This window comes from Halocynthiibacter sp., assembly GCF_049608145.1.
Taxonomy (GTDB): Bacteria; Pseudomonadota; Alphaproteobacteria; order Rhodobacterales; family Rhodobacteraceae; genus Halocynthiibacter.
The window spans coordinates 61,320-82,999 of the sequence record NZ_JBMYXF010000009.1 but is presented as its reverse complement, the minus strand read 5'-3'; the positions used below and the strand labels follow the sequence as shown (position 1 = coordinate 82,999).

Genomic DNA, 21,680 nt, shown 5'->3' with positions numbered 1-21,680 from the left:
AACTGCACGCAGTTACCGACACCGCAGGACGGCCCATACGATTTGTCATGACCGCAGGACAAGTCAGTGACTACAAAGGTGCAGCTGCTTTGATTGATCTATTGCCCAAAGCCGAATTTCTGCAGGCACCCTTTCAGGATCATGCTGCGCATAACCCTGTCGGGCAATGGATCGAGGGTATGATGCTGATTGGTTCCGTAAGGCATTGTCGAATAAAGATATTAAGCCCTGTATCCCAGGGCGAAAGTCACGCAAAAAACTGTGAAATATGATAAGCGTCGATACAAACGGCGCAACCGCCCCTCTCGTGACATTGCTTGCAATGCACTGCCGGGCAGTGATTGAGCGTATGTTTGGTAAGCTCAAAGATTGGAGGCAGATCTCCACTCGATATGATCGCTGCCCCAACGTATTTATGTCCGCAATTGCGCTCGCAGCTACCGTGCTGTTTTGGGTATGAGGCCTGAGCCTAGGGGCTATTCAGTTACCCTGCTTTAACGCCTGCATTGTCCGCAGAAACAACTGCAACCGATTTTCAATGACGTGATCGCTTGGGATCTCGCCAATGAACCTGATGGGGATCAGAGTGGTGGAACGAGTCAAAACAGAGTCCTTTCAAAGCCAGGCAAACCTGCCCGGCGCATGGCCACGACCCTGATGGAGGCGGCTGATGAGTATGAAAGGTTCCGGAACCTGTGCCCTGACAAAGAGAGCAACAAGAGCCATCTGTCAAATCAGCGGGATATATCTGGGCAAGACGGAAAAGTTTAGATTGCGAACTTGTCCATATAATAAGTTGTTTTAAGCAAAAATATGAAGGCTTCGCGCCGCAATCAAAGTGTTTCAAGACCCGTTTACACAGACTTTCGTCTTTTTGGCAGTTGGCGTAAATTGGCGCACCTGAGAGGATTCGAACCTCTGGCCTCTGCCTTCGGAGGGCAGCGCTCTATCCAGCTGAGCTACAGGTGCCTGTTATTGGGATATAGCCGCCACATAGAGAGGGTGCAATCAAGAACTGGTCTTTCCGTGGAAATATCTCAAGAGTATCGAGACATGCCGCAAACCCAGTGACAAATTCCCTTGCCGCCTTTTGCACTGAAAATTTGAAATTTCGGCCCACATTCAAACAGTTATGCCGAAAACAAATGTTCCAAAGCATTTGCGAATTCATCGATATCTGCACAGGGATATGCACCGATATCGCGCAATTGCCCCGTTACATCCTGCGGAAGACCTGTGTTGCTTTCGGCGGGTATTTCATTCAGTCGGCCACCTATGAACAACGGGCGTTCCAGACCCGCTTTCTGCATCCTTTCCAACAGTTCCTCTGCAGAGCGCAGGGCCACACCATTCCAAGTGGAAAGTGCAATGACATCCGCATTTTCGGCGAGCGATGCCAAATCTTCCAGATTGGCGGAAACACCACCATCAATGATCTCAAAACCGCAACGTTCAAAGACCATATCCAATAAAGTCTTCGCGTGTTCATGCACGTCACCGCATGCGGTCAGAATGCGGATCTTCCGTGTAGAAAGCCGACGCAGTTTTTCGCCTGTTGCTCCCCGACAGATCCTATCTCTGCGTTCTTTCAGTTCGAGAAAAGTTGCCGCAGGAACTATAGGTTCAGACGATCCAAAACGGTTTTCTATCGCACGTGCCCCCATGCGACGTAGCGTGAGCAACATTTCAAACGGATCAAGGGGGTCAAGATCTGCGTCCTTAAATCCCTGAAAAAGACGGGTTGAGAATGCCTCAGCCCCAGACAGGATCTTATCCCGAATGCCAGCCACCTTTGACAGGTCCAACAAGGGCTCAAACCCTGCGGCAAGTTCAGACATGCGTGCCAGATTTAACTGAGCATCAATCACCTCATCCGGCGCCGGAATACGCGTGTTTTCAGTCACAGGAACCGGATTCACAGCATGTCCGCTGGGCAGTTGGCGTTGCGCAAGAATATCGGGCAACAGATAACTGGCGAGGCTAGCGTAATTCTGGGCGTTTTCCCCCTTATATAGCACCGTCGCACCATAAACCTGTGATCCAGGCGATTCACCGAGAATTTGTGTCAACGCCTGCTGAAACGCGATACGTGTCACGGGATCCGTGAAATGATGACCATAGCAAACCGTATAACGGGCACTGCAAAGCTTTGTAACAATATGCTTTTCCACAATCGCCATGCCAAGGGCAGAACAAAGATCATGAAAAGAGGCCGCAAATCCATCATCCAGATTTGAATGCACAAGAACGGGTACATCTTGTGCTGAAATCAGGCCAAGGGCACGAAGAGTTTCAGCGGTTGCAGTGACATCATCATTGTCACCAGGCAAACGAAACGTGAAATACTGTCCAAGGTTACCAAGAGTAGTGGCACCAGCCGCAAGGGCATATTTCGCGTTTTCAAAAGCCCCGGGAAACCCCAACATGAAATCACCAAAGTGCATTGCTGCTGGTGCGGCTTCGGTAATGCGGCGGAAGTCATCGGGACCGTCCAAGATTACTCCGGTGCCTCGCATTCCCCCTGCCCGATCAGCAGTTTTGTGCCCCATTGACCAGTCAAGGCACATGCCAAACCGATCAATGCGCACATCTTTTTCAGCACAGCTGCGATAAATGTCTCGAAGCGCTTCCAAAGTGGTTTCTAGCGACCGGTATCCAAGATGGGCATGCTGCATAACACGGCCTTCGCCCATCATACGATGTTTGTATTCCCACTCAGACGAAACCTGAAATTCACGTTGAAACGCAGCAGGTTGCACATGCCATTCAGATGCAGCCTGCCGCCCTTCTGCCAACAGATCCGCCCCTTTGGGCAAGTTCTGCTCTGGCAGGATCTGTTGCCGAGACAGCGTGTCAGGCGAAAAGTTCATGACAAAGTTCAAGAGCACTGACCAGAGTATCAACCTCGGACTCTGTATTATACAGGCCAAAAGATGCCCGCGCTGTGGCCGGAACACCCAGATGTTGCATCAGAGGCTGCGCACAATGATGACCGGCACGCACGGCGACGCCACGCTTATCAAGCACAGTGGACAGGTCATGCGCATGTGCGGCCCCTTCCATGGTAAAGGAAAAGATTGCGCCTTTTGTTGCGGAATTCCCCTGCACATTCAGCCAGTTCAGACCATCCAATTTGGCACGGGCATAATCACGCAATTTGCGTTCATGTGCTGCAACATTGTCCATGCCAAGATCCATCAAATATTCAAGCGCTGCCCCCAACCCGATCATTTGAACAATGCCAGGGGTGCCGGCTTCGAACTTCATTGGCGGGTCATTATAGGTCACTTCATCGCGCGACACTTCGCGGATCATATCACCGCCCCCCATAAAGGGCTGCATTTCGTTCATGCGTTCTTTACGAATATACATCGCGCCGGAACTGGATGGACCATACAGTTTATGCCCCGTGATCGCGAAGAAATCACAGCCCAAGTCATTCACATTCACAGGCATATGTACGGAAGACTGAGACCCATCCACCATCACAGGAACGCCCTTTTCACGGGCAAATTCACAGATGGATTTAACATCAACAACACTGCCTAACACATTGGACATATGGGTAATTGAGATGAGTTTTGTTTTTTCGCCAATGGCATCGATCACGCGTTGCGGATCAAGATCACCATTGCTGTCAATTTCGACCCATTTGATCACCACACCAAGGCGTTCACGCAGGAAATGCCAGGGCACAATATTGGCGTGATGTTCCATGACGGATAGGATAATTTCATCCCCCGCCTGCAGGTTCGCAGCACCCCAGCCATAGGCCACCATATTGATACCCTCGGTGGTACCCGAGTTCATAACAATTTCGTCTTCCGTCGCCCCAAGGAATTTGGCGATCGTTCCGCGAACAGATTCGTATTTTTCCGTGGCCAGATTAGACAGATAATGCAGTCCGCGATGCACATTGGCGTATTCTTCGGCATAGCCGCGCGTCACCGCATCAATCACCACCTGCGGCTTTTGCGCAGAGGCACCATTATCCAGGTAAACCAAAGGCTTGCCATTCACTTCGCGGGATAAAATCGGGAAATCAGCGCGGATTTTTTCGACGTCATACATCTTTTCAGACACCTTATGAGGGAACCATCCCAAGAGAAATCAACACAATAGAAAGCACCATGCTGATCACAAATATTGCGGCCAGACCGCCAAAGAAGACGGCCAGCGCGGATTTAAACCCATGAACTTGAGCCATAAAATGACACAACTGCCACATCATAATAACCATCGCAGCATATCCGAATAATATTGCTCCGGACGGCATAACCAATGCGATCACAAGTTGGACAAGGTTGAGCGCGAACATGATCATCTGTTGAAAGATAATCAAGGCCAGAACGTCATCAAAACGGCCATGACCGCCTGCCATTTTTCCGGCTACAAATGTTCCAAGGAACAATAACATCGCCTGGCTCGCCAACAACATTCCTGTTAGGAAAAAAGGACTGGGTTCAAAGGCTTGCGCACCTTCTGGCAATTCAGGTGTGGGCAGCAGGCTGCCTACCACAAAGCTGAGCACCACAGAAGCAGCACAGGTCAGCCAGAACATCAACCACAGTGTCTGACGTGGAAAACCGAGCGCGATCACTTCCGCCATTGCGCCGCGTGGGTCCTGAAAACTGCGTAAAATCAGGTCTTTCACCCATGGAAAAGTCAGTTCCATTATGCCACCCTCATGTGACGGACAGCAACACGCAGTCCAATTGTGAAAAAGCCCAAAAAAGCAATAAACCACAGCACAAAAACCAGATAGGTTTCCCCGCCAGGGCCCATAATGCCCTGCGTCAACCCAAGCAGCAGCCACAGTGGCATCGCCGCAAGCAAAGACCAAAACATGCTAAGGCGGATATCAAGGCCGCTGACCCCTGCCAGAAACCGCAGAGGCAACCACAGCAAGGCAGATAGAATGTAGAAAAACAGCGGGAAAACGAAAACAAGGACCAAAAACCCGCTATAGATCAGGCTGGCCATATTCCCAAGTTCCGGCTGCAATTCAGCCTGGCGCGCCCAAACAGGCAGCTGGCCGACAAAGGCCAGCAAACCTGCAATAATCGCATAGGTCAGCACCAAGCCTTCATCGCCCGACATACGGCGTTCAAACACCTCACGCGGGCGACGATAACAGGCAAGGATATCGCGTGTAACAGACATCGGCTTTCCTTATGCGCGGCGACGGGCCATCCAGGATTCAAGACGTTCTGTCAGAAGATCACGAATGGCTTCGTCTGCGACTTCGTCAATTGCCTCAGCAAGAAACGCCAACACCAAAAGGTCCTGCGCTTCGGCCTTTGGGACACCACGCGAACGAAGATAAAACAACGCCCCGTCATCGATCGCGCCACAGGTGGAACCATGGGAACAGGCCACATCATCCGCGTAGATTTCCAGCTCAGGCTTAGCCAAGAAGTTACTGTCATCGTCCAACAAAAGACCCTGACTGATCTGGTAGCCATCCGTTTTCTGTGCATCTGGTTGAACAAGGATCTTGCCCTGGAACACACCGGTTGCCCCATTGCGCAGAACTTTTTTGAACACCTGACGACTTTCACAGTTCACCGCGTCATGTGTGATGAAGACCGTGTCATCATGGTGAAAACCCTGCTCTGTTGCGCCATCACCGGCGGCAACGCCCGCGATATGGGCCAAGGTGTCATCGCCGTTCACTTCGATCACCGCTTCATTGCGGGTCAGAGCGCCGTTCACGGTCATGGTGAAGCTGCGGAACTGGCTTTCAGTACCAAGACGCGCAAACATATGGGTCACAGCATGGCGCACATGCTGCCGCCCCTGAGTGCGCACATGGTGGAAAGACGCACGATCCGCAACCTCAATTTCCATCACAGTGTTGAAACGTGCAGCCGCCGGACCATTTTCTAGAACGGTGATCTCGGCGCCCTCAGACAGCTTCACAACGTGGTGTAGCATCGCGTCGGACTGATCCGAATTATAAAGGTAAATCAATGAAACGGGTTTTGAAACCTTGCCGGTCACGTTCAACAGAATGCCATCCGCAGCAGCAGCCGTGTTCGCAATCGCCAGTGGGCGCGCAACAGGTGTCTGCCCGTTGGTTTCCAGAACACCGTATAGCCCCTGCGCCCAGTGGATATCAGCACCAGAAACATCCGCAAGGCGTTCGATTGTGACACCTTCCAGCGACAGATCATCAGACTGATCCGCATCAAAAACACCGTCAACAAAGACGATCTTCAAACGATCCACTTCGGAAAACACAGGTGTTTCCTCATATGCGACGAACTGACCTTCGGGAGCCTCAGCCTGGGTCAACGCATCAGGGCGGGTATATTTCCAGTATTCGTCACGACGCCCTGGCAAACCAACAGCCGCCAGACGCGCCAACGCATCTTCGCGCGCTTTCGCAGACCAGCCGCCAGACACGGGCGAAGTCACTGAAAGCTGCGCATTTTTCTGTTCAGCAACAGCCATTATGCATACTCCGCCAAAAGGTCGGCATAGCCGTTGTTTTCAACTTCCAGCGCCAATTCAGGGCCGCCAGTTCTGATGATACGGCCTTCTGCCATGATGTGCACAACATCAGGTTTGATGTGATCCAGAAGACGTTGATAGTGGGTGATCACAAGGAAAGAACGCCCCGCATCACGCAAGGCATTTACGCCTTCGGAAACCAATTTCATCGCATCCACGTCAAGACCAGAATCGGTTTCATCCAAGATGCACATCTTTGGCTCAAGCATCGCCATCTGTAGGATTTCGTTACGCTTTTTCTCGCCGCCGGAAAAACCAACGTTGACCGGGCGTTTCAGCATATCCGCGTCAATTTTCAGGGTCTTCGCCTTGGCACGAACAACCTTCAGGAAATCCGCAGCGGACAATTCTTCTTCGCCGCGCGCCTTGCGCTGGGAGTTCACCGCAGTGCGCAGGAAAGTCATGTTGCCAACGCCTGGGATCTCAACCGGATATTGGAACGCCAGAAACAGGCCAGCGGCAGCACGTTCTTCGGATTCCATATCCAAGATATCTTCGCCGTCCAGTTGTGCAGAGCCTTCGGTCACTTCATAGCCGTCACGGCCAGACAAGACATAAGACAACGTGGATTTTCCAGAACCATTTGGCCCCATAATCGCATGGACTTTGCCAGCTTCAAGCGTCAGATCAACACCTTTGAGGATCTTCTTACCATCATCTTCAAGTTCGGCGTGCAGGTTCTTGATTTCAAGCATATTTTTCTTCTTTCATCATCACGCAAATGCGCGGGGTTATAGGAAACGCGAAAGCCCGACGCAGAAAACTGACGCCGGTTTCGCTTTGTTCAGATCGCAGGGAAACACCGTTGTGCGGTAAGTCCTGCTGTGAATTCAGGTTGGGTTTTAGAAAGTCTGGGCAGTCGCGACCGCTGGCGTTTCTGTGCCTAATTCGCTGGCGGAAACCACCCCATCCGTGCCCTCGGTGACCTGCACTGCGGCGGGCACATATGGGGCGTAAAGCTGTGCCCAAGTCGTTGGATAACGATCCTGTAACTGGTTTTCGCCATAGATCATTGCGCAGAATCCAACCGCAAAGGCCGCGATCCGCCACATTGAGAAAACTTTGAACAAAAGTATAACCAGAAACGCGACCCCAAGCGCCGCCCATAAAGGACCGTTTGCACTTTGCAGCGGTGTCACGATGGGTTCTGGCAGGGCAAACAATGGCGTGCGCCCCGCAGAATACATGTGAAACAATCCGACATTTGCGATCAGCACCGCGCCGGCCCCCATCAACAACGCCAACGGCATGCCCAGAAGGCGCTCGATGACAGGTGTTCTGGATGTGCTCTTTGCTGTCCGCGACAGGCTCAGCCCATTGCTTCTGTGTGACTTTTTCGAATTTCGCACGCGCTGGCTTGTATCTGCCGCGCCCACAAGCATCTGCCCCATCAGATTGGGCCCCGTGCCCTTGTTGATGCGCGAAATCCGTTTGTTGAAAATATCGTGTTGATCGGCCATTGCCATGACGTTTGTTCCCACTTCTCACCCATTCGGCAACAGTTTGTTTCGAAACATGGCGTGAACAAGGCAGGATGTGGGTAATATTAGCGCAAACAATAGCTTCCGCAGCGTCACACCGATCACGGGCAACACTGTTGAGGTCAGAAGATATGAAAACGCAGGCTGTTGTCATCTATACGGTCACCGCTGTACCAGAGGCCGAAACCATCAACATGCTTTGCCCGACGACTTCATAATCAAGATCAACGCCCACAACAGCATTCGCACCTTTTTCCTGTGCACGCTGTTCAAGTTCACGCAGGGCCGTGTCGCGGGCATCTTGCAGTTTACTTTCATAAGCACCGGACCGCCCACCGACGATATCAGTGATCGAAGCAAAAACATCGCGCACAACATTCGCCCCCATAATCGCCTCGCCCACGACAATGCCGTGGTAGGTGCGAATGGGTTTGCCTTCGATAGAGGGAGTGGTTGTGATGATCATTTACTTTCCTCGCCCGCATGCAACGCAGCAATTTTCTCTTGAGTTTCTGCAACGCGTTGATCCCGCGCAACTTTCATAATGGCATTGTTCCGAACAATGGCCTGCTCAACAGTTTTTCTCGCAATAAAGTACCAAACTAAACCAGCAACTCCACCGACAAGAACACCAACCATGGTAGATGCCGCGAGAATACTCACATGAAGGGAAATGATCGCAAGCCATTCAGGAGGCATCCCAAAAAGCGTTGTGAAGATAACGGGAATGCCCACAAAGCTCCACACCAATGCGGCTTCGTTCGACGGGCTACGCCTTGCGGTTTTCGCAATCTTTGAAGCTTCGTCTCGACTGATCATATTTTATCTCCAAAATGAAACTGTTTACCCAACAGACCCTTCAAGAGAAATCGCAACAAGCGCTTGCGCTTCCAAAGCGAATTCCATTGGCAAGGCTTGCAGAACGTCTTTCACAAAGCCGTTGACAACAAGGGCCACGGCCTCTTCTTCACCGATACCGCGGGAACGGCAGTAGAACAGTTGATCGTCATCCACCTTGGATGTGGTCGCCTCATGTTCCACGCGGGAGGAATTGTTTTTAACTTCAATGTAAGGCACCGTATGCGCGCCACATTTATCGCCAATCAGCAAGCTGTCACATTGGGTGAAGTTGCGTGAATTCTTAGCCTTTGGATGCATGGACACAAGGCCGCGATAGGTGTTTTGCGCCTTACCAGCGGAAATCCCCTTGGACACGATACGTGATTTCGTGTTTTTGCCCAAATGCACCATCTTTGTGCCGGTGTCGGCCTGCTGCATGTTGTTGGCAATCGCGATGGAGTAAAACTCGCCCTGGCTTTCATCGCCGCGCAGAATGCAGCTTGGGTATTTCCAAGTCACTGCAGATCCAGTTTCAACCTGGGTCCACATGATTTTCGCACGATCCCCACGGCAATCCGCGCGTTTCGTCACAAAGTTATAGATACCGCCCTTGCCGTCTTCATCACCGGGGAACCAGTTCTGAACGGTGGAATATTTCACCTCAGCGTCTTCTTCGATCACGATTTCAACCACGGCGGCATGTAACTGGGCCTCATCACGTTGCGGCGCAGTACAGCCCTCAAGATAGGACACATAGCTGCCTTTTTCCGCAACGATCAAAGTGCGTTCAAACTGACCGGTGTTTTCAGCGTTGATGCGGAAATAGGTCGACAGTTCCATCGGGCAACGCACGCCTTCCGGGATGTAAACAAAGGACCCATCGGAGAAGACCGCAGAGTTCAACGTCGCGTAGAAGTTGTCGGTCACAGGCACAACAGAACCGATATATTTCTTCACCAGATCTGGGTATTTGTGGATCGCTTCAGAGATCGAGCAAAAGATCACGCCAGCTTTTTCCAGGTCTTTCTGGAAGGTTGTGCCCAAAGAAACGGAGTCAAACACAGCATCCACAGCAACTTTACGATCATTCGGATTGTAATCCTCAGCGCCTTCAACACCAGCCAACAGCATCTGTTCTTTCAGAGGGATACCCAGCTTGGCATAAGTCGCGAGAAGCTTTGGATCAACCTCATCAAGGGATTTTGGCTTTTCTTTCATGGATTTCGGACGGGCATAATAATAGATGTCCTGGAAGCTGATTTCAGGATATTCAACCATCGCCCAATCTGGCTCAACCATTTTAAGCCAACGATCAAATGCCGCCAGACGCCATTCCAGCATCCATTCAGGTTCGTTGTTCTTCTCAGAAATCAAACGCACGATATCATGGTTCACACCCAGTGGTGCGTATTCCATTTCAACGTCGGTTTCCCAGCCGTGTTTGTATTTGCCGGCAAGGGTTTTCACAGCCTCAACTGTTTCTTCCTCAACCCCGTCTTTGACGATGACATCATCCATGGACATGTGCTTTCCCTTCAGGTCGCGCGCGCTTTTTGGCGGCGGTATTCTTTGATCCAGGCCGCAGCAAATGCCATGACCTCTTGTTCTGTATTCTCGGGGCCTAGTGACACCCGGATGGCCGAAGACGCGATCTCCGGCCCATATCCCATTGCACGCAAAACGCGGCTTTCCCGTACCTTACCGGATGAGCAGGCAGAGCCCGCCGAGACAGCAAAACCCGCCAGATCCATCTGCATGACCTGCGTTTCGCCCTTCCACCCCGGAATGGCAAAACACGATGTATTGGGAAGCCTATTCGCGCGCTTCCCGGCAATAATAATGTCTGGTGCGGATTCTTCCAGCGCTTTCTCTAGAATGGTTCTAAGTTTGGCAACTTCATCCCAGACCCCGCGTTCAAGATCGCGTGAGGCGGCCTCTGCAGCGGCCCCCATCCCAACAATCCCGATCAGGTTCTCGGTCCCTGCCCGGCGCCCCATTTCTTGACCACCCTGCGCAGGCAATGGCAGATCAGTGCCACGCTTCAACACAAGCGCTCCGATCCCTTTCGGCCCGCCAAACTTATGCGCCGACAATGCCGCAGTGGTGGCACCAGACCAGTTAAACGCCCAAGGCGATTTGCCCGCAATCTGAACCGCATCGCAAAACCAGGTGCCTTCAACGCCGACCTGCAACACCCCAGTTTCCGAATTTGCCGCCTGCATCACAGCGCCCACTTGCCCTGTGATCACACCGTCCTCGTTAACATCAAGGGTCACGTTTGTATGGGCAACAACACAGTCATGTTCCACGTCAGAGCCGGCATATTCACCGCCAACCAACGCCAAACGCGCCGCTTCCGTTGCGCCAGAGGTAAAAACAATCTCAGCCCCATCCGCGCCAAAAGCCGCAGCAATCTGACCACGGGCGTTTTCAATCATGCGCTTGGCTGCGCGCCCTTCGCCATGCACTGAGGACGGATTTCCAAACACATCCATCGCAGCAATCATCGCATCGCGCGCTTCAGCCCGCAAAGGGGTTGTGGCATTGTGATCAAGGTAAACGCGTTTCATGTGGGACTCTTTACCTTTGGCTTCATCAAATCCCGTATCTCAAGCGCGAGATCCAGACGCAAAAACCAGGTCACTCCCGGCGCAACTGCGTTCCCGCGTGAATCATCAAGGCATCTCATAATTTGAACCAGAACACGACCAGGGATTTCAATGTAACCGGGCTTGGCGTTATTAAATCTGTTGCGCATCCGCCCCCACCAGGTGTCCGATGTTTCCCAAGCCTGTGTGGCGTCGGATGTCGTGCGGAACAGAAATAAATATAGCTCCTCTAGATTCATTTCTGCAAACGTCAGCGTCTCTTTACTCTTCAGCAAAAACTCAGATCTCTCCGCTTGACTGCCCTCGAATATAGACATCAAGACAGCATCACCTTTGCTAACCAGCTCAGGTAGTTTCTGAAGACGATCTAAGTTGCGAAGGTCACGCATCATCCACCACCTCAAACAGACCGGGCACCGCGGGACAGGGCACAAGGTCATTCTTCACAACATCCGACAGGCGGGTTTGGTGCAAGAACACGTAAACATGGGCAGAAAGGCCTTCCCACAGACGGTTGGTCAGCGATTGTGCGCGTGATCCTGAAACCGCACCCGAGGCCCCGGCCCCTTTGTGCATCGCAGAAACGGTTTCATCCACGGCGCCCAGGATATCGACCACACGAATATCGGATGCAGACCGCGCCAAACGGTATCCACCGCCAGGCCCACGCACGGATTGCACCAATTCAGCACGGCGCAATTTCACGAACAGCTGTTCCAGATATGGCAGCGAAATCCCCTGACGTTCAGAAATTTCAGCCAATGTGGTTAGCTTATCCACGGGTTGCAGCGCCAAATCCGCAAGCGCCACCATTGCATATCGGCCTTTTGTACTCAGTTTCATTGCTTTTCCCGCATCACTTTAAACCAAAAACGTCAAACAGATTGACGCCCGCGCGCTTGCACCCTATTTCCATTGGACCAGATACCGTAATGACTGCGCGTCACCATATGACAAAGCGTCACCATCCGGTTTAGAACAGTTCTAATATGCCCGAGGGAATTCGTCAACAATACCCGGGGCCCAACAAGGCAGGAATTGAATGCCCGAAGTGATTTTTCCTGGCCCAGAGGGCCGTCTCGAAGGCCGTTACCACCCACAAAAGAAAAAAGACGCGCCGATTGCCATCGTTTTGCATCCGCATCCGCAGTTTGGCGGAACGATGAACAACCGCGTGGTCTATAATCTGCATTACGCCTTTTACAACATGGGCTTTACCGTTCTGCGGTTTAACTTCCGTGGCGTAGGCCGCAGCCAGGGTGAATATGATCAGGGCGTTGGTGAACTGTCAGATGCAGCAAGCGCGCTGGATTATCTGCAGTCTATGAACACCAATGCGAAACATTGCTGGGTTGCCGGTTTCTCATTTGGTGCTTGGATCGGGATGCAGCTGTTGATGCGTCGCCCGGAAATCACTGGGTTTATTTCCGTATCCCCCCCCGCCAATATGTATGATTTCAGCTTCCTCGCGCCCTGCCCGAGTTCTGGCCTGATCATCAACGGCACCAATGACCGTGTTGCACCGCCAGCCGACACGCATACGTTGGTCAACAAATTACACGAACAAAAAGGCATCACAATCACCCATCAGGAAGTTGATGGCGCAGGTCACTTCTTTGAAGAACCTCACATGGACACGATGCTTGGGTCTGTTGACACATATGTGCGTCGACGCCTGACAGAGACCACGCGCTGATGGCAACACTGGATGAGATCGCCGCTGAACTTGCCGCGCAAACCATGCCTATCATGGATGCAACAGGCGAAGACCGGCTGTATTATGAGGTCGCCAAGGTTCTTGGCGCCTCATCTCAGACACTTGAAGAAGCCTATTTGACGGAAATTCGCGTGCGCCTTGCTGGAATTAAAGCCCGTGATTTCCTGAATCTAAAGGAAAAAGAAGCGGGCCTGTCCAAAGCTGCTGCTGAAGATGTTCCCGCAGAACCCGAAGTGGTACAGGTGGCGCGATCCGCCCCACGCATTGATCCCGCAATCAAAGCAGCATCGATTGCAGCCATCACCGGTCGCCCACCCGCAAAACCTTCGGGGCACGAATGACAGACCTGACGCGCCAGTTCGCTTTTCTTGATGAGGCGGACAAGCTAAAGTCCGTCATTCGATCCAACTGCCTAATCGATTTGTCGCGCCAGGAAAATTCGGCGGAACATTCTTGGCATCTTGCCCTGTTTGCGCTGGTTCTTGCGCCGGATGCCGGCCCTGAGGTGGACATCAACAAGGCGATTTTGATGCTTCTTCTGCATGACATTGTAGAAATAGACGCAGGTGATCACCCGATTCACGAAACCCATGACTGGGCACAGGTTGCCGCAAACGAACAGCGTGCTGCCGACCGAATTTACGGATTACTACCAGAAAAAACTGGCACGTATTTCCGTGAAACTTGGGCAGAATTTGAAGCCCGGGAAACACCGACAGCGCGTTTCGCTAAAATGTTAGATCATATTCAGCCGGTTTTTCAAACTGTTGCCCCACAGGCCCCTATCAACTGGCATCGCGACATCGCCAAGGAAACCCTTTCCACTGGGCGGGCTTCTTGGTTGCGGGAGGCCTGGCCAGATCTTTGGCGATACGCTAACGCGATGACACAGGATACCCTGACAGATACGCAAAAATCTTCTGATACGGGCAAACGCCTTGCATTTTTGCTAGAGGCGGATCAGTTAAAAACGGTTCTACGCGCCACACCGATTTCAGATAATTCGCGTCGGGAAAATTCAGGAGAACATTCATGGCACATCGCCCTCTATGCCCCTGTTCTGGCGGATCAGGCCGGACAAGGGGTTGATATTCATCGGGTTACGCAGATGTTATTGCTGCACGATCTGGTTGAGATCGACGCAGGCGATGCCCCCATTCACGGCGACTATGATCCCGCAGAACAAGAGGCTAAAGAACAAGCTGCGGCAGACCGTCTGTTTGGGCTTTTGCCAGAGCCTCAGGCGCAGAATCTTCGCGCGCTTTGGGACGAATTTGAAGCCGCAGAAACCCCCGATGCGATCTTTGGTAAATCAATTGATCGCGTGCAGCCTTTGTTGCAGAATATGGCTGCGGGTGGCGGGTCTTGGAAAGATTACAATGTCACCATGGATCAGATCGACAGCCGTGTGGGGCATAAAGTCGCCCGCGGCGCCCCAGATGTCTGGAATTTCATCCGTCAGCGAACGAAAGCTTGGTTCGACGTCCAAAGCTGATCAATCCTGAAACGGTGCGCTCACGGCATCTTCACAGGCTTTTGCCAAGGCTTTGCGATCGGAAAAATCACGTACGTAAAGTGGTGCATGGCAGATCACATCAACCTGCCCCCGCCTTGGGTGCGCCAGAACCTTTAACAGATGTGGTCCAAGATCCATTTCTCCCCACCAGCCATAAAAATCAGCATCTTGCCCAACGGGTGCCTTGAAAACTGCGGTTACGGGCTGAAGGGCCATCTCATCGCGCAATTCCGGCGCAAAGAACGCCTGAAAAAGCGTTGATTTAAAAGGAACAACCCGTAATCCATCGGTTGAGGTGCCTTCTGGAAAAAACAACAGACGATGCCCCAGAGACAGACGTTCATGAAAGATGTTTTTCTGTTTTGCTGCATCCCGGCTGCGACGCGTGATAAAGACCGTCCCGGTCAGCCGTGCAAGAAACCCAATGCCCGGCCAGTTTGCCACCTCAGCTTTAGAGACAAAGTAAATACGTTTGCGCGCATTCAGAACCAGAATATCCAGCCATGACGAATGGTTCGCAACCACCGCACCGCCACGCTGCATAACCTCTCCTTTCAGCGTAAGACGTATGCCGATAATCCAAAGCAACAGACGGCACACAATCGGCGTAATCCCGGATGTCACCGGACGTGCCTGACCTGATATCAGTCGCTCTGGCCCGCGTAAAAGAAGGGTGGCCAGAACGCCTAACAATAACACCACAAGAATTGGAACAAGTCGAAGAATGGCCCGAACCCATCCGAGCAATGTAATTCTCACCGGGGCCGCATCCGGTTTCCCCCGCCACATCGCAGTCATGCAGATTTACGATCATACAGGCCGGTTTTGCGTTCATTCATACGTTTGGTATCCATCAAAAGACACACATCCGTTGTATTAAACGCATGATCCACAAAAGCCCCTTCCCCGACAAAACCACCTAGACGCAGATAAGCTTTGATCAAGGCGGGAATGGCCAACATCGCCGCTTTCCGGTCGATGGCATCCTTTGCTTTCAGGTTCATCGATTGAAACGCGTCAGGCTGGGCACAAACACGCAGGTCTTCGGGGGCCAAGTGATTGTGATGCAACAAAGATAGCGCATTCTTCAGGGGATCAATTTCTGTGCCGTGAAAGCTTGCCACACCGAACAGAACCTCAATCTCATTGGAACGCACGTAATCCGCCAACCCGTTCCAGAGATAATACATCGCCATGCCACCGCGGTAATCTTCGTGCAGACAGCTGCGCCCAAGTTCCAACAACTTCCGACCTGAATTTCTCAACGTCGTCAGGTCATATTCGTCTTCAGAATAGAACGATCCAGCAGACACAGCGCCCTGTTCCTGCATCAAGCGATAAACACCTACAACAGGTCCATCTGGATGCGCATCCCTGTCGTGATCCAGCAAAAGAAGGTGATCAAAATACGGATCGAACCGATCGCGTTCCAGACCCTGTTCATGATCAACAAGCGTACCATCGCCGCCCAGTTCTTTCACAAACACCCGATAGCGCAGACGTTGCGCAGCGGTCAGTTCCGCATCACACCGGGCAAGCCGACATTCAAATCTCGAATTATCTTCAGCCATATAAACCGTATTATCCTGTGTGCAAGCTATCTGGTTTTAAGATGACAGAACGTATTAATCAACAGCTACCTCAAACGGAAATACCACCGAAGCCCAGTTGTTCAATTCGAAAACGCCAGTAAAATCTAACAGATACATGGGCGATACAAAATAATAAGGAAATATTAACCAATAATTTACTCCCACGCCTGAAATTCATTAAGATGCTGATAGCGGTTTTCACAACCTTTATACTTTTCAGCCCTTTAAGGAATTCTAAGAAAGACGAGCATATGTCCCAGTCAGATACATCTCTTGCCGATCTGATCGGTTCGCGCATTTGCCATGACCTGATCAGCCCAATCGGCGCAATTGGAAATGGTATGGAACTGCTTGAAATGTCATTGCCTGTTCAGAATTCCGGCGCGCCTGAAATGGCCCTGATCTCTGACAGCGTAGCAAATGCAAATGCGCGCATCCGTTTTTTCCGCCTGGCGTTTGGCGTTGCCAATCGTGGACAAGGCGTGGCCCACAGAGAAATTCTTAGTATTCTGCGCGATTATTCGATCACATCTCGTGTGAAATTTGACTGGCAAATCGGCGCGGATCCGGATCGTTCAGATGCAAAACTGGCATTTCTTCTGTTGCAATGCCTTGAAACTGCGATGCCCTTTGGCGGCACAATTACAATTTCAGAAGAAACCAGCGGATGGAAAATCGTGGGACGTGCCGAGAAAATGAAAATCAACCCCGAACTGTGGGAACTGCTCTCAAACCCGGCAGTAGATTATGATCTGAAACCATCCGAAGTCCAATTCGCACTAGCCCCCCAAGCCGCAACACAGGCCGGGCGTTCACTGACCCTAGAAGTCAGCGAACAGGTTGGCGTGGTCCTGCAATTTTAAGGCCGAACCGCCCCATCACTGCGTACGAGGTATTTAAAACTGGTCAGCTGCGCGGCCCCCACCGGGCCACGTGCATGCATCTTACCAGTGGCAATGCCAATCTCACCGCCCATTCCAAATTCACCGCCATCAGCGAACTGGGTAGATGTGTTCTGCATCAAGATTGCACTGTCTAGACCAGTAAAAAACTGTGTAGCCACCGCATCATCTTCTGCAATAATGCTTTCTGTATGACCGGAACCGAAACGACGGATGTGCGCAATCGCGTCCTCAGCACTATCAACCACTTTCGCGGCAATAATCATATCGAGATATTCTTTACCAAAATCATTCGCATCGGCGGAAACCGATCCATTCAATCCTTCGGCGCGCACTTCAACACCTTTGTCTTTCAGCGCATCCACAATGGCCTGACCAAGGGTTTTGGCAACATCTTGATGCACCAAAAGGCATTCAGCCGCACCACAGATGCCAGTGCGACGGGTCTTTGCGTTCAGAACCACGTCCATTGCTTTCTGCGGATCGGCTGAGGCATCCACATAGATATGACAAATACCTTCCAAATGGGCAAATACAGGCACGCGGGCCTCGCGCTGGACCAACCCTACAAGACCTTTCCCCCCACGCGGAACAATCACATCAATTGTGTCAACCATGGTTAACATTTCGGAAACGGCAGCCCGATCACGGGTTGGCACCAGTTGAATCGCATCTTCAGGCAGGCCAGCTACACACAGACCTTCGGCCATTGCATCCCGAATGGCGCTGGCTGAATGCAAGCTTTCAGAGCCCCCACGCAGTATCACCGCATTGCCAGATTTCAAACACAGCGCACCCGCGTCGGCTGTCACATTCGGACGGCTTTCATAGATCACGCCAATCACACCAAGGGGCGTGCGCACGCGTTGAATATTCAGCCCACTGGGCTGGGTCCATTCTGCGATCACCTCGCCCACGGGATCTGTTTGGGCCGCAACCGCCCGCAGACCTTCCGCCATGGCTGCAATCCGGTCTGCGTCCAGCATAAGCCGATCCATCATCGCGCCAGACAGGCCTTTTTCACGGCCGAAATCCAAATCTTTCGCATTGGCAGCAATCAGCTCATCTGTACGGGCAACCAGCGTGTCCGCTGCCACGTTCAACGCACGCGCCTTTGCATCCGGGCTTGCCATGGCCAGAACAGTTGCTGCTGCTTTCGCGCGGTGGCCGATTTCGGACATCAGGGCAGGAATATTCTCAGTGGTCATAGCGTGTCTTTCTTGGTCTGTGTTAAAGGGCCATGTCGTCGCGGTGGATCAAGGCCGCCCGCCCGTCATAGCCCAGTATTTCAGCAATTTCACCGCTTTTGTGGCCAGCGATTTTCTGTGTTTCTTCAAAGGAATAGCCAATCAGACCCATGCCAATTTGCTGGCCGTTGGTTGTTTTAATCTCAACAGGATCACCGCGCCGGAATGTCCCTTCTGCCCCGCGCACACCGGCTGGCAGCAGGCTTTTGCCTGATGACAATGCCGTCGCCGCACCGGGATCAATCGAAATCACGCCCTGCGGTTTCATGGAGGCAATCCAAGCCTTGCGCGCCGCCTTTGGCGTGGTTTTGGGGACGAACCAGCTGGCGCGCGCACCGTCAAACACAGCCTGAACCGGGCGCAAAGCCCCGCCATGGGCGATCAACATCGCACAGCCCGCTTGCATCGCAGTTTTTGCCGCCATGACTTTGGTTTTCATGCCACCTTTGGACAGACCAGAGACGCCCTCGCCCGCGACCGCCTCGATCTCAGGCGTGATTTCTGACACAATTTCAAAGTGTTTCGCGTCACTGTTAATCTGCGGATTGTCGGAATACAGCCCATCCACATCAGACAAAAGCACGAGATGATCCGCACCAACCGTCACTGCGACCTGGGCCGCCAGACGGTCATTGTCGCCAAAACGGATCTCATCCGTGGCGACGGTGTCATTTTCATTTACGATCGGAACCGCACCTGCAGCGAGCAATTGCGCCAGTGTCGCACGGGAATTCAAGTAACGACGACGATCTGCACTGTCTTCCAGCGTCACAAGCACCTGCGCAGTCGTGATATCATGTACGGCCAAGGCTTCTTCCCAAGCGCGAGCAAGACGGATCTGACCAACGGCTGCAGCCGCCTGGGCCTGTTCCAGTGCAAGCGGACCTTTCGGATAACCCAACACCTGCCGACCAAGCGCGATGGACCCGGATGACACCAACACCACTTGTGATCCGCGCGCGCGCGCGTCTGCCACGTCTTCCGCAAGACAGTGCAACCAGGCCGCTTTCAACCGCCCGGTGGACGCATCAACCAACAGCGCAGATCCGATCTTCAGAACAAGGGTTTTCGCCCCGCGCAAGCCGTCGAGGCGTTCGCTTAAGGACGCCATGCCTCAGGTTCCCCTTCTTCGGCCTGCTTAATGCGCAGACGATCATCTTCGATTTCAGCGCGTACGGCACGCAAAACGTCTTGCAGACCTTCCTGGCTGACACCGGACATCTGCATCACTTTGCCACCACTGGCTTTTTCCAGCGCTGCCAGTTTTTCCGCACGTTCGTCTTCATCCAACGCATCAACCTTGTTCAGCGCGGTCACACGGGGTTTATCCGCCAAATGCCCGCCGTATGCTTCCAACTCGCCAATGATGGTTTCGTAATCTTCGACCACATCTTCTGCGGTGCCATCAACCAAATGTAACAACATGGAGCAACGTTCCACATGCCCTAGGAAACGATCACCAATGCCACGCCCTTCGGACGCACCAGCGATCAGACCAGGAATGTCAGCAACAACAAATTCCGCGTTATCAACACCAACAACACCCAGATTCGGATGCAACGTCGTAAACGGATAATCCGCGATTTTCGGACGTGCGTTTGAACTGGCCGCTAGGAAAGTTGATTTACCGGCATTCGGCATGCCCAGCAGCCCCGCATCGGCGATCAATTTCAGGCGCAACCAAAGCGTACGTTCAACACCTTCCTGACCAGGATTGGCACGACGCGGGGCTTGGTTTGTGGACGATTTAAAGTGCAGGTTACCGAAACCGCCATTGCCACCTTTGGCCAGCAGAACGCGTTGACCAACCTCGGAAATATCCGCGATCATGGTTTCCTGATCTTCATCCAGAATTTCTGTCCCCACAGGCACCTTCAGAATGATGTTTTCACCATCCGCACCTGTACGCTGTGCCCCCATGCCAGGAATGCCGTTTTTGGCGAAAAAGTGCTGCTGATAACGGAAATCGATCAATGTGTTCAGGCCTTCGACGCCTTCTGCATAGACCGATCCGCCCTTGCCACCGTCACCACCGTTCGGACCACCGTATTCGATGTATTTCTCTTTACGGAAGCTGACACAGCCCCCACCACCGCCACCAGAGCGGATGTAAACTTTTGCAAGATCGAGAAACTTCATAACGTGGCCCTTTTGTTCAGCGCGTCAAAGTGCTGTCTGGTCAGGCGATAAAGGACAAGTGGCCCGGGTTCAAGTCGTGCCGCGCTTTTCCCCATCTCTGTGCCATATTCTTTAAAGCCACATTTGCGCAAAATACGGCCCGAAACAGGGTTATCAAGGAAATGATCTGCCTCGATCACCTCAACATCACCGTGTTCAAATGCCCAGGCGGCCAGCCCCTGCATCATTTCAAAACCGAAACCACGTCCCTGAAAATCCGGATGTACAGCATAAGCAACCGTCACAGGATCCCCGCCAATACCGACAAATCCAGCAAGCCGTCCCTGAAAGTAGGCACCAGCCCGAAACCCAACATACCCCTTATACACAGATTTCTGCACCCATTCCCGGATATTATCTTCGGGCCAAGGAGAAAGAAGCGTCAGCATCATGCGTGCGATTTCCGGCTTGCCAAAATCAGCAAGCCGGGAAATATCACAATCTGTGAACGGGTGAATTATCAGGTTTGCGGTTTCATAAATGGGCGCACCCCCACATTCATGTCCCATTCTATCATCCCGTTTCAGATCAGTTTCTTCACATATGTCCAAGTTAGAACATTTGCCATGCGTGCGACAGAATAGCTTTCAGCATCGCCAATATAAGCAAAACCAGCATTGGTCAGAACACGGGCCGATGCCGGGTTATCCTGAAAGACAGACGCAAAAATCGCATCACAGCTCTGCGGGTTGGCCTCCAAAATTGCATTCACAGCTTCAGAGGCAAGGCCCGTGTTCCAGAACGCCGGCGCAACCCAATAACTAATCTCGGATTGTTTTCCGTCGCGAGTACCCATATCCTGCCGGGTCAGTGAAATCGTGCCAATCAATTCCGCGTGACCTGATTTGCTGCCATCCAGAACCCAGATGTCTTCCGTACGATCTGTTTCATTTGCCCGGGCCACAAAGGCATCAGCCGCCCCGGGCGGGTATGGATGCGGAATAGAGGTTGTATTACCGGCCACGCGAATATCAGACCCATGCATCTCAATCAGACCGGTGTCTGATTGTTGCACCGGCCGCAATGTAAAACGTGCGGTTTCAATGATCATCTGTTTCGCCGCATTATCCATCGACGTTAGG

General features: G+C 52.3%; 23 protein-coding genes, 1 tRNA gene and 2 pseudogenes. 5 read left to right on the top strand and 21 right to left on the bottom strand.

Annotated elements, in window-relative coordinates; translation table 11 throughout:
* Positions 1-460: pseudogene (locus ACPGUT_RS05000) on the top strand (transposase); the annotation flags it as partial.
* A gap of 432 nt (positions 461-892) precedes the next feature.
* On the opposite strand, the gene ACPGUT_RS04995 reads toward ACPGUT_RS05000, so the two are convergent.
* From ACPGUT_RS04995 to ACPGUT_RS04930, 14 genes are all read right to left on the bottom strand, one after another.
* Positions 893-969: transfer RNA gene (locus ACPGUT_RS04995), tRNA-Arg, on the bottom strand.
* 161 nt (positions 970-1,130) lie between these two features.
* Positions 1,131-2,870 (bottom strand): cobalamin-dependent protein, encoded by a 1,740-nt coding sequence (locus tag ACPGUT_RS04990; RefSeq protein WP_423989217.1) that lies wholly within the window; start codon positions 2,868-2,870, stop codon positions 1,131-1,133.
* The gene (locus ACPGUT_RS04985) at positions 2,854-4,071 is read right to left on the bottom strand and encodes a cysteine desulfurase (protein WP_423989216.1); all 1,218 of its coding nucleotides are present in this window, start codon (positions 4,069-4,071) and stop codon (positions 2,854-2,856) included. The genes ACPGUT_RS04990 and ACPGUT_RS04985 overlap by 17 nt, the downstream gene beginning before the upstream one ends.
* Before the next feature lie 13 nt (positions 4,072-4,084).
* Positions 4,085-4,654: a YIP1 family protein gene (locus tag ACPGUT_RS04980; RefSeq protein WP_423989215.1), complete on the bottom strand. Its 570-nt coding sequence runs from the start codon at positions 4,652-4,654 to the stop codon at positions 4,085-4,087.
* Positions 4,655-4,674: 20 nt separating this feature from the next.
* Positions 4,675-5,163, bottom strand: a complete 489-nt coding sequence (locus ACPGUT_RS04975; protein WP_423989214.1) for a YIP1 family protein — start codon at positions 5,161-5,163, stop codon at positions 4,675-4,677.
* A gap of 9 nt (positions 5,164-5,172) precedes the next feature.
* Positions 5,173-6,456 carry a SufB/SufD family protein gene (locus ACPGUT_RS04970; RefSeq protein WP_423989213.1) on the bottom strand — a complete coding sequence of 428 codons (1,284 nt, stop codon included), beginning with the start codon at positions 6,454-6,456 and terminating at the stop codon, positions 5,173-5,175.
* Complete coding sequence (gene sufC, locus ACPGUT_RS04965) at positions 6,456-7,211, bottom strand: Fe-S cluster assembly ATPase SufC (protein WP_423989212.1); 756 nt, start codon at positions 7,209-7,211, stop codon at positions 6,456-6,458. Before sufC ends, ACPGUT_RS04970 begins: the two co-directional genes overlap by 1 nt.
* Positions 7,212-7,358: 147 nt before the next feature.
* A complete protein-coding gene (locus tag ACPGUT_RS04960) occupies positions 7,359-7,982 on the bottom strand; it encodes a hypothetical protein (protein WP_423989211.1) in 624 nt (207 codons plus the stop codon).
* Positions 7,983-8,151: 169 nt separating this feature from the next.
* The gene (locus tag ACPGUT_RS04955; RefSeq protein WP_423989210.1) at positions 8,152-8,463 is read right to left on the bottom strand and encodes a heavy metal-binding domain-containing protein; all 312 of its coding nucleotides are present in this window, start codon (positions 8,461-8,463) and stop codon (positions 8,152-8,154) included.
* A complete protein-coding gene (locus ACPGUT_RS04950; RefSeq protein ID WP_423989209.1) occupies positions 8,460-8,816 on the bottom strand; it encodes a hypothetical protein in 357 nt (118 codons plus the stop codon). The genes ACPGUT_RS04955 and ACPGUT_RS04950 overlap by 4 nt, the downstream gene beginning before the upstream one ends.
* A gap of 24 nt (positions 8,817-8,840) precedes the next feature.
* Positions 8,841-10,361, bottom strand: coding sequence for a Fe-S cluster assembly protein SufB (sufB, locus tag ACPGUT_RS04945; RefSeq protein WP_423989208.1), 1,521 nt, complete (start codon positions 10,359-10,361; stop codon positions 8,841-8,843).
* An 11-nt stretch (positions 10,362-10,372) separates the two neighbouring features.
* The gene (locus ACPGUT_RS04940) at positions 10,373-11,407 is read right to left on the bottom strand and encodes a cysteine desulfurase family protein (RefSeq protein WP_423989207.1); all 1,035 of its coding nucleotides are present in this window, start codon (positions 11,405-11,407) and stop codon (positions 10,373-10,375) included.
* Positions 11,404-11,835, bottom strand: coding sequence for a hypothetical protein (locus tag ACPGUT_RS04935; protein WP_423989206.1), 432 nt, complete (start codon positions 11,833-11,835; stop codon positions 11,404-11,406). The genes ACPGUT_RS04940 and ACPGUT_RS04935 overlap by 4 nt, the downstream gene beginning before the upstream one ends.
* A complete protein-coding gene (locus tag ACPGUT_RS04930; RefSeq protein ID WP_423989205.1) occupies positions 11,828-12,289 on the bottom strand; it encodes an Rrf2 family transcriptional regulator in 462 nt (153 codons plus the stop codon). Before ACPGUT_RS04930 ends, ACPGUT_RS04935 begins: the two co-directional genes overlap by 8 nt.
* A gap of 199 nt (positions 12,290-12,488) precedes the next feature.
* Here ACPGUT_RS04930 and ACPGUT_RS04925 point away from each other — a divergent pair, with 199 nt between their 5' ends.
* The 3 genes and pseudogenes from ACPGUT_RS04925 to ACPGUT_RS04915 all read left to right on the top strand — a co-directional run bounded on the left by ACPGUT_RS04925 (position 12,489) and on the right by ACPGUT_RS04915 (position 14,658).
* Entirely contained in the window at positions 12,489-13,142 is a 654-nt protein-coding gene (locus tag ACPGUT_RS04925; RefSeq protein WP_423989204.1) for an alpha/beta hydrolase, read from the top strand.
* Positions 13,142-13,339: pseudogene (locus ACPGUT_RS04920) on the top strand (hypothetical protein); the annotation flags it as partial. The gene ACPGUT_RS04925 and the pseudogene ACPGUT_RS04920, both read left to right, overlap by 1 nt.
* A 161-nt stretch (positions 13,340-13,500) precedes the next feature.
* On the top strand, positions 13,501-14,658 hold the full coding sequence (locus ACPGUT_RS04915; protein WP_423989203.1) for an HD domain-containing protein: 1,158 nt from the start codon (positions 13,501-13,503) through the stop codon (positions 14,656-14,658).
* On the opposite strand, the gene ACPGUT_RS04910 is transcribed toward ACPGUT_RS04915, so the two are convergent.
* Both ACPGUT_RS04910 and ACPGUT_RS04905 read right to left on the bottom strand, forming a co-directional pair.
* Positions 14,659-15,438, bottom strand: coding sequence for a lysophospholipid acyltransferase family protein (locus ACPGUT_RS04910; protein WP_423989202.1), 780 nt, complete (start codon positions 15,436-15,438; stop codon positions 14,659-14,661).
* 35 nt (positions 15,439-15,473) lie between these two features.
* Complete coding sequence (locus tag ACPGUT_RS04905) at positions 15,474-16,250, bottom strand: GNAT family N-acetyltransferase (RefSeq protein WP_423989201.1); 777 nt, start codon at positions 16,248-16,250, stop codon at positions 15,474-15,476.
* A gap of 272 nt (positions 16,251-16,522) precedes the next feature.
* Here ACPGUT_RS04905 and ACPGUT_RS04900 point away from each other — a divergent pair, with 272 nt between their 5' ends.
* Complete coding sequence (locus tag ACPGUT_RS04900) at positions 16,523-17,134, top strand: histidine phosphotransferase family protein (RefSeq protein ID WP_423989200.1); 612 nt, start codon at positions 16,523-16,525, stop codon at positions 17,132-17,134.
* Here the strand turns inward: ACPGUT_RS04900 and ACPGUT_RS04895 are convergent.
* The 5 genes from ACPGUT_RS04895 to ACPGUT_RS04875 are packed head-to-tail and all read right to left on the bottom strand — an operon-like array spanning position 17,131 to position 21,670.
* The gene (locus ACPGUT_RS04895) at positions 17,131-18,381 is read right to left on the bottom strand and encodes a glutamate-5-semialdehyde dehydrogenase (protein WP_423989199.1); all 1,251 of its coding nucleotides are present in this window, start codon (positions 18,379-18,381) and stop codon (positions 17,131-17,133) included. The two genes, ACPGUT_RS04900 and ACPGUT_RS04895, sit on opposite strands and share 4 nt — an antisense overlap.
* A 22-nt stretch (positions 18,382-18,403) precedes the next feature.
* Complete coding sequence (proB, locus tag ACPGUT_RS04890) at positions 18,404-19,531, bottom strand: glutamate 5-kinase (RefSeq protein WP_423989198.1); 1,128 nt, start codon at positions 19,529-19,531, stop codon at positions 18,404-18,406.
* Positions 19,519-20,559: a GTPase ObgE gene (gene obgE, locus ACPGUT_RS04885; RefSeq protein WP_423989197.1), complete on the bottom strand. Its 1,041-nt coding sequence runs from the start codon at positions 20,557-20,559 to the stop codon at positions 19,519-19,521. Before obgE ends, proB begins: the two co-directional genes overlap by 13 nt.
* Entirely contained in the window at positions 20,556-21,107 is a 552-nt protein-coding gene (locus ACPGUT_RS04880) for a GNAT family N-acetyltransferase (protein ID WP_423989196.1), read from the bottom strand. The genes obgE and ACPGUT_RS04880 overlap by 4 nt, the downstream gene beginning before the upstream one ends.
* 14 nt (positions 21,108-21,121) lie before the next feature.
* The gene (locus ACPGUT_RS04875; RefSeq protein ID WP_423989219.1) at positions 21,122-21,670 is read right to left on the bottom strand and encodes a GNAT family N-acetyltransferase; all 549 of its coding nucleotides are present in this window, start codon (positions 21,668-21,670) and stop codon (positions 21,122-21,124) included.
* Positions 21,671-21,680: the final 10 nt, after the last annotated feature.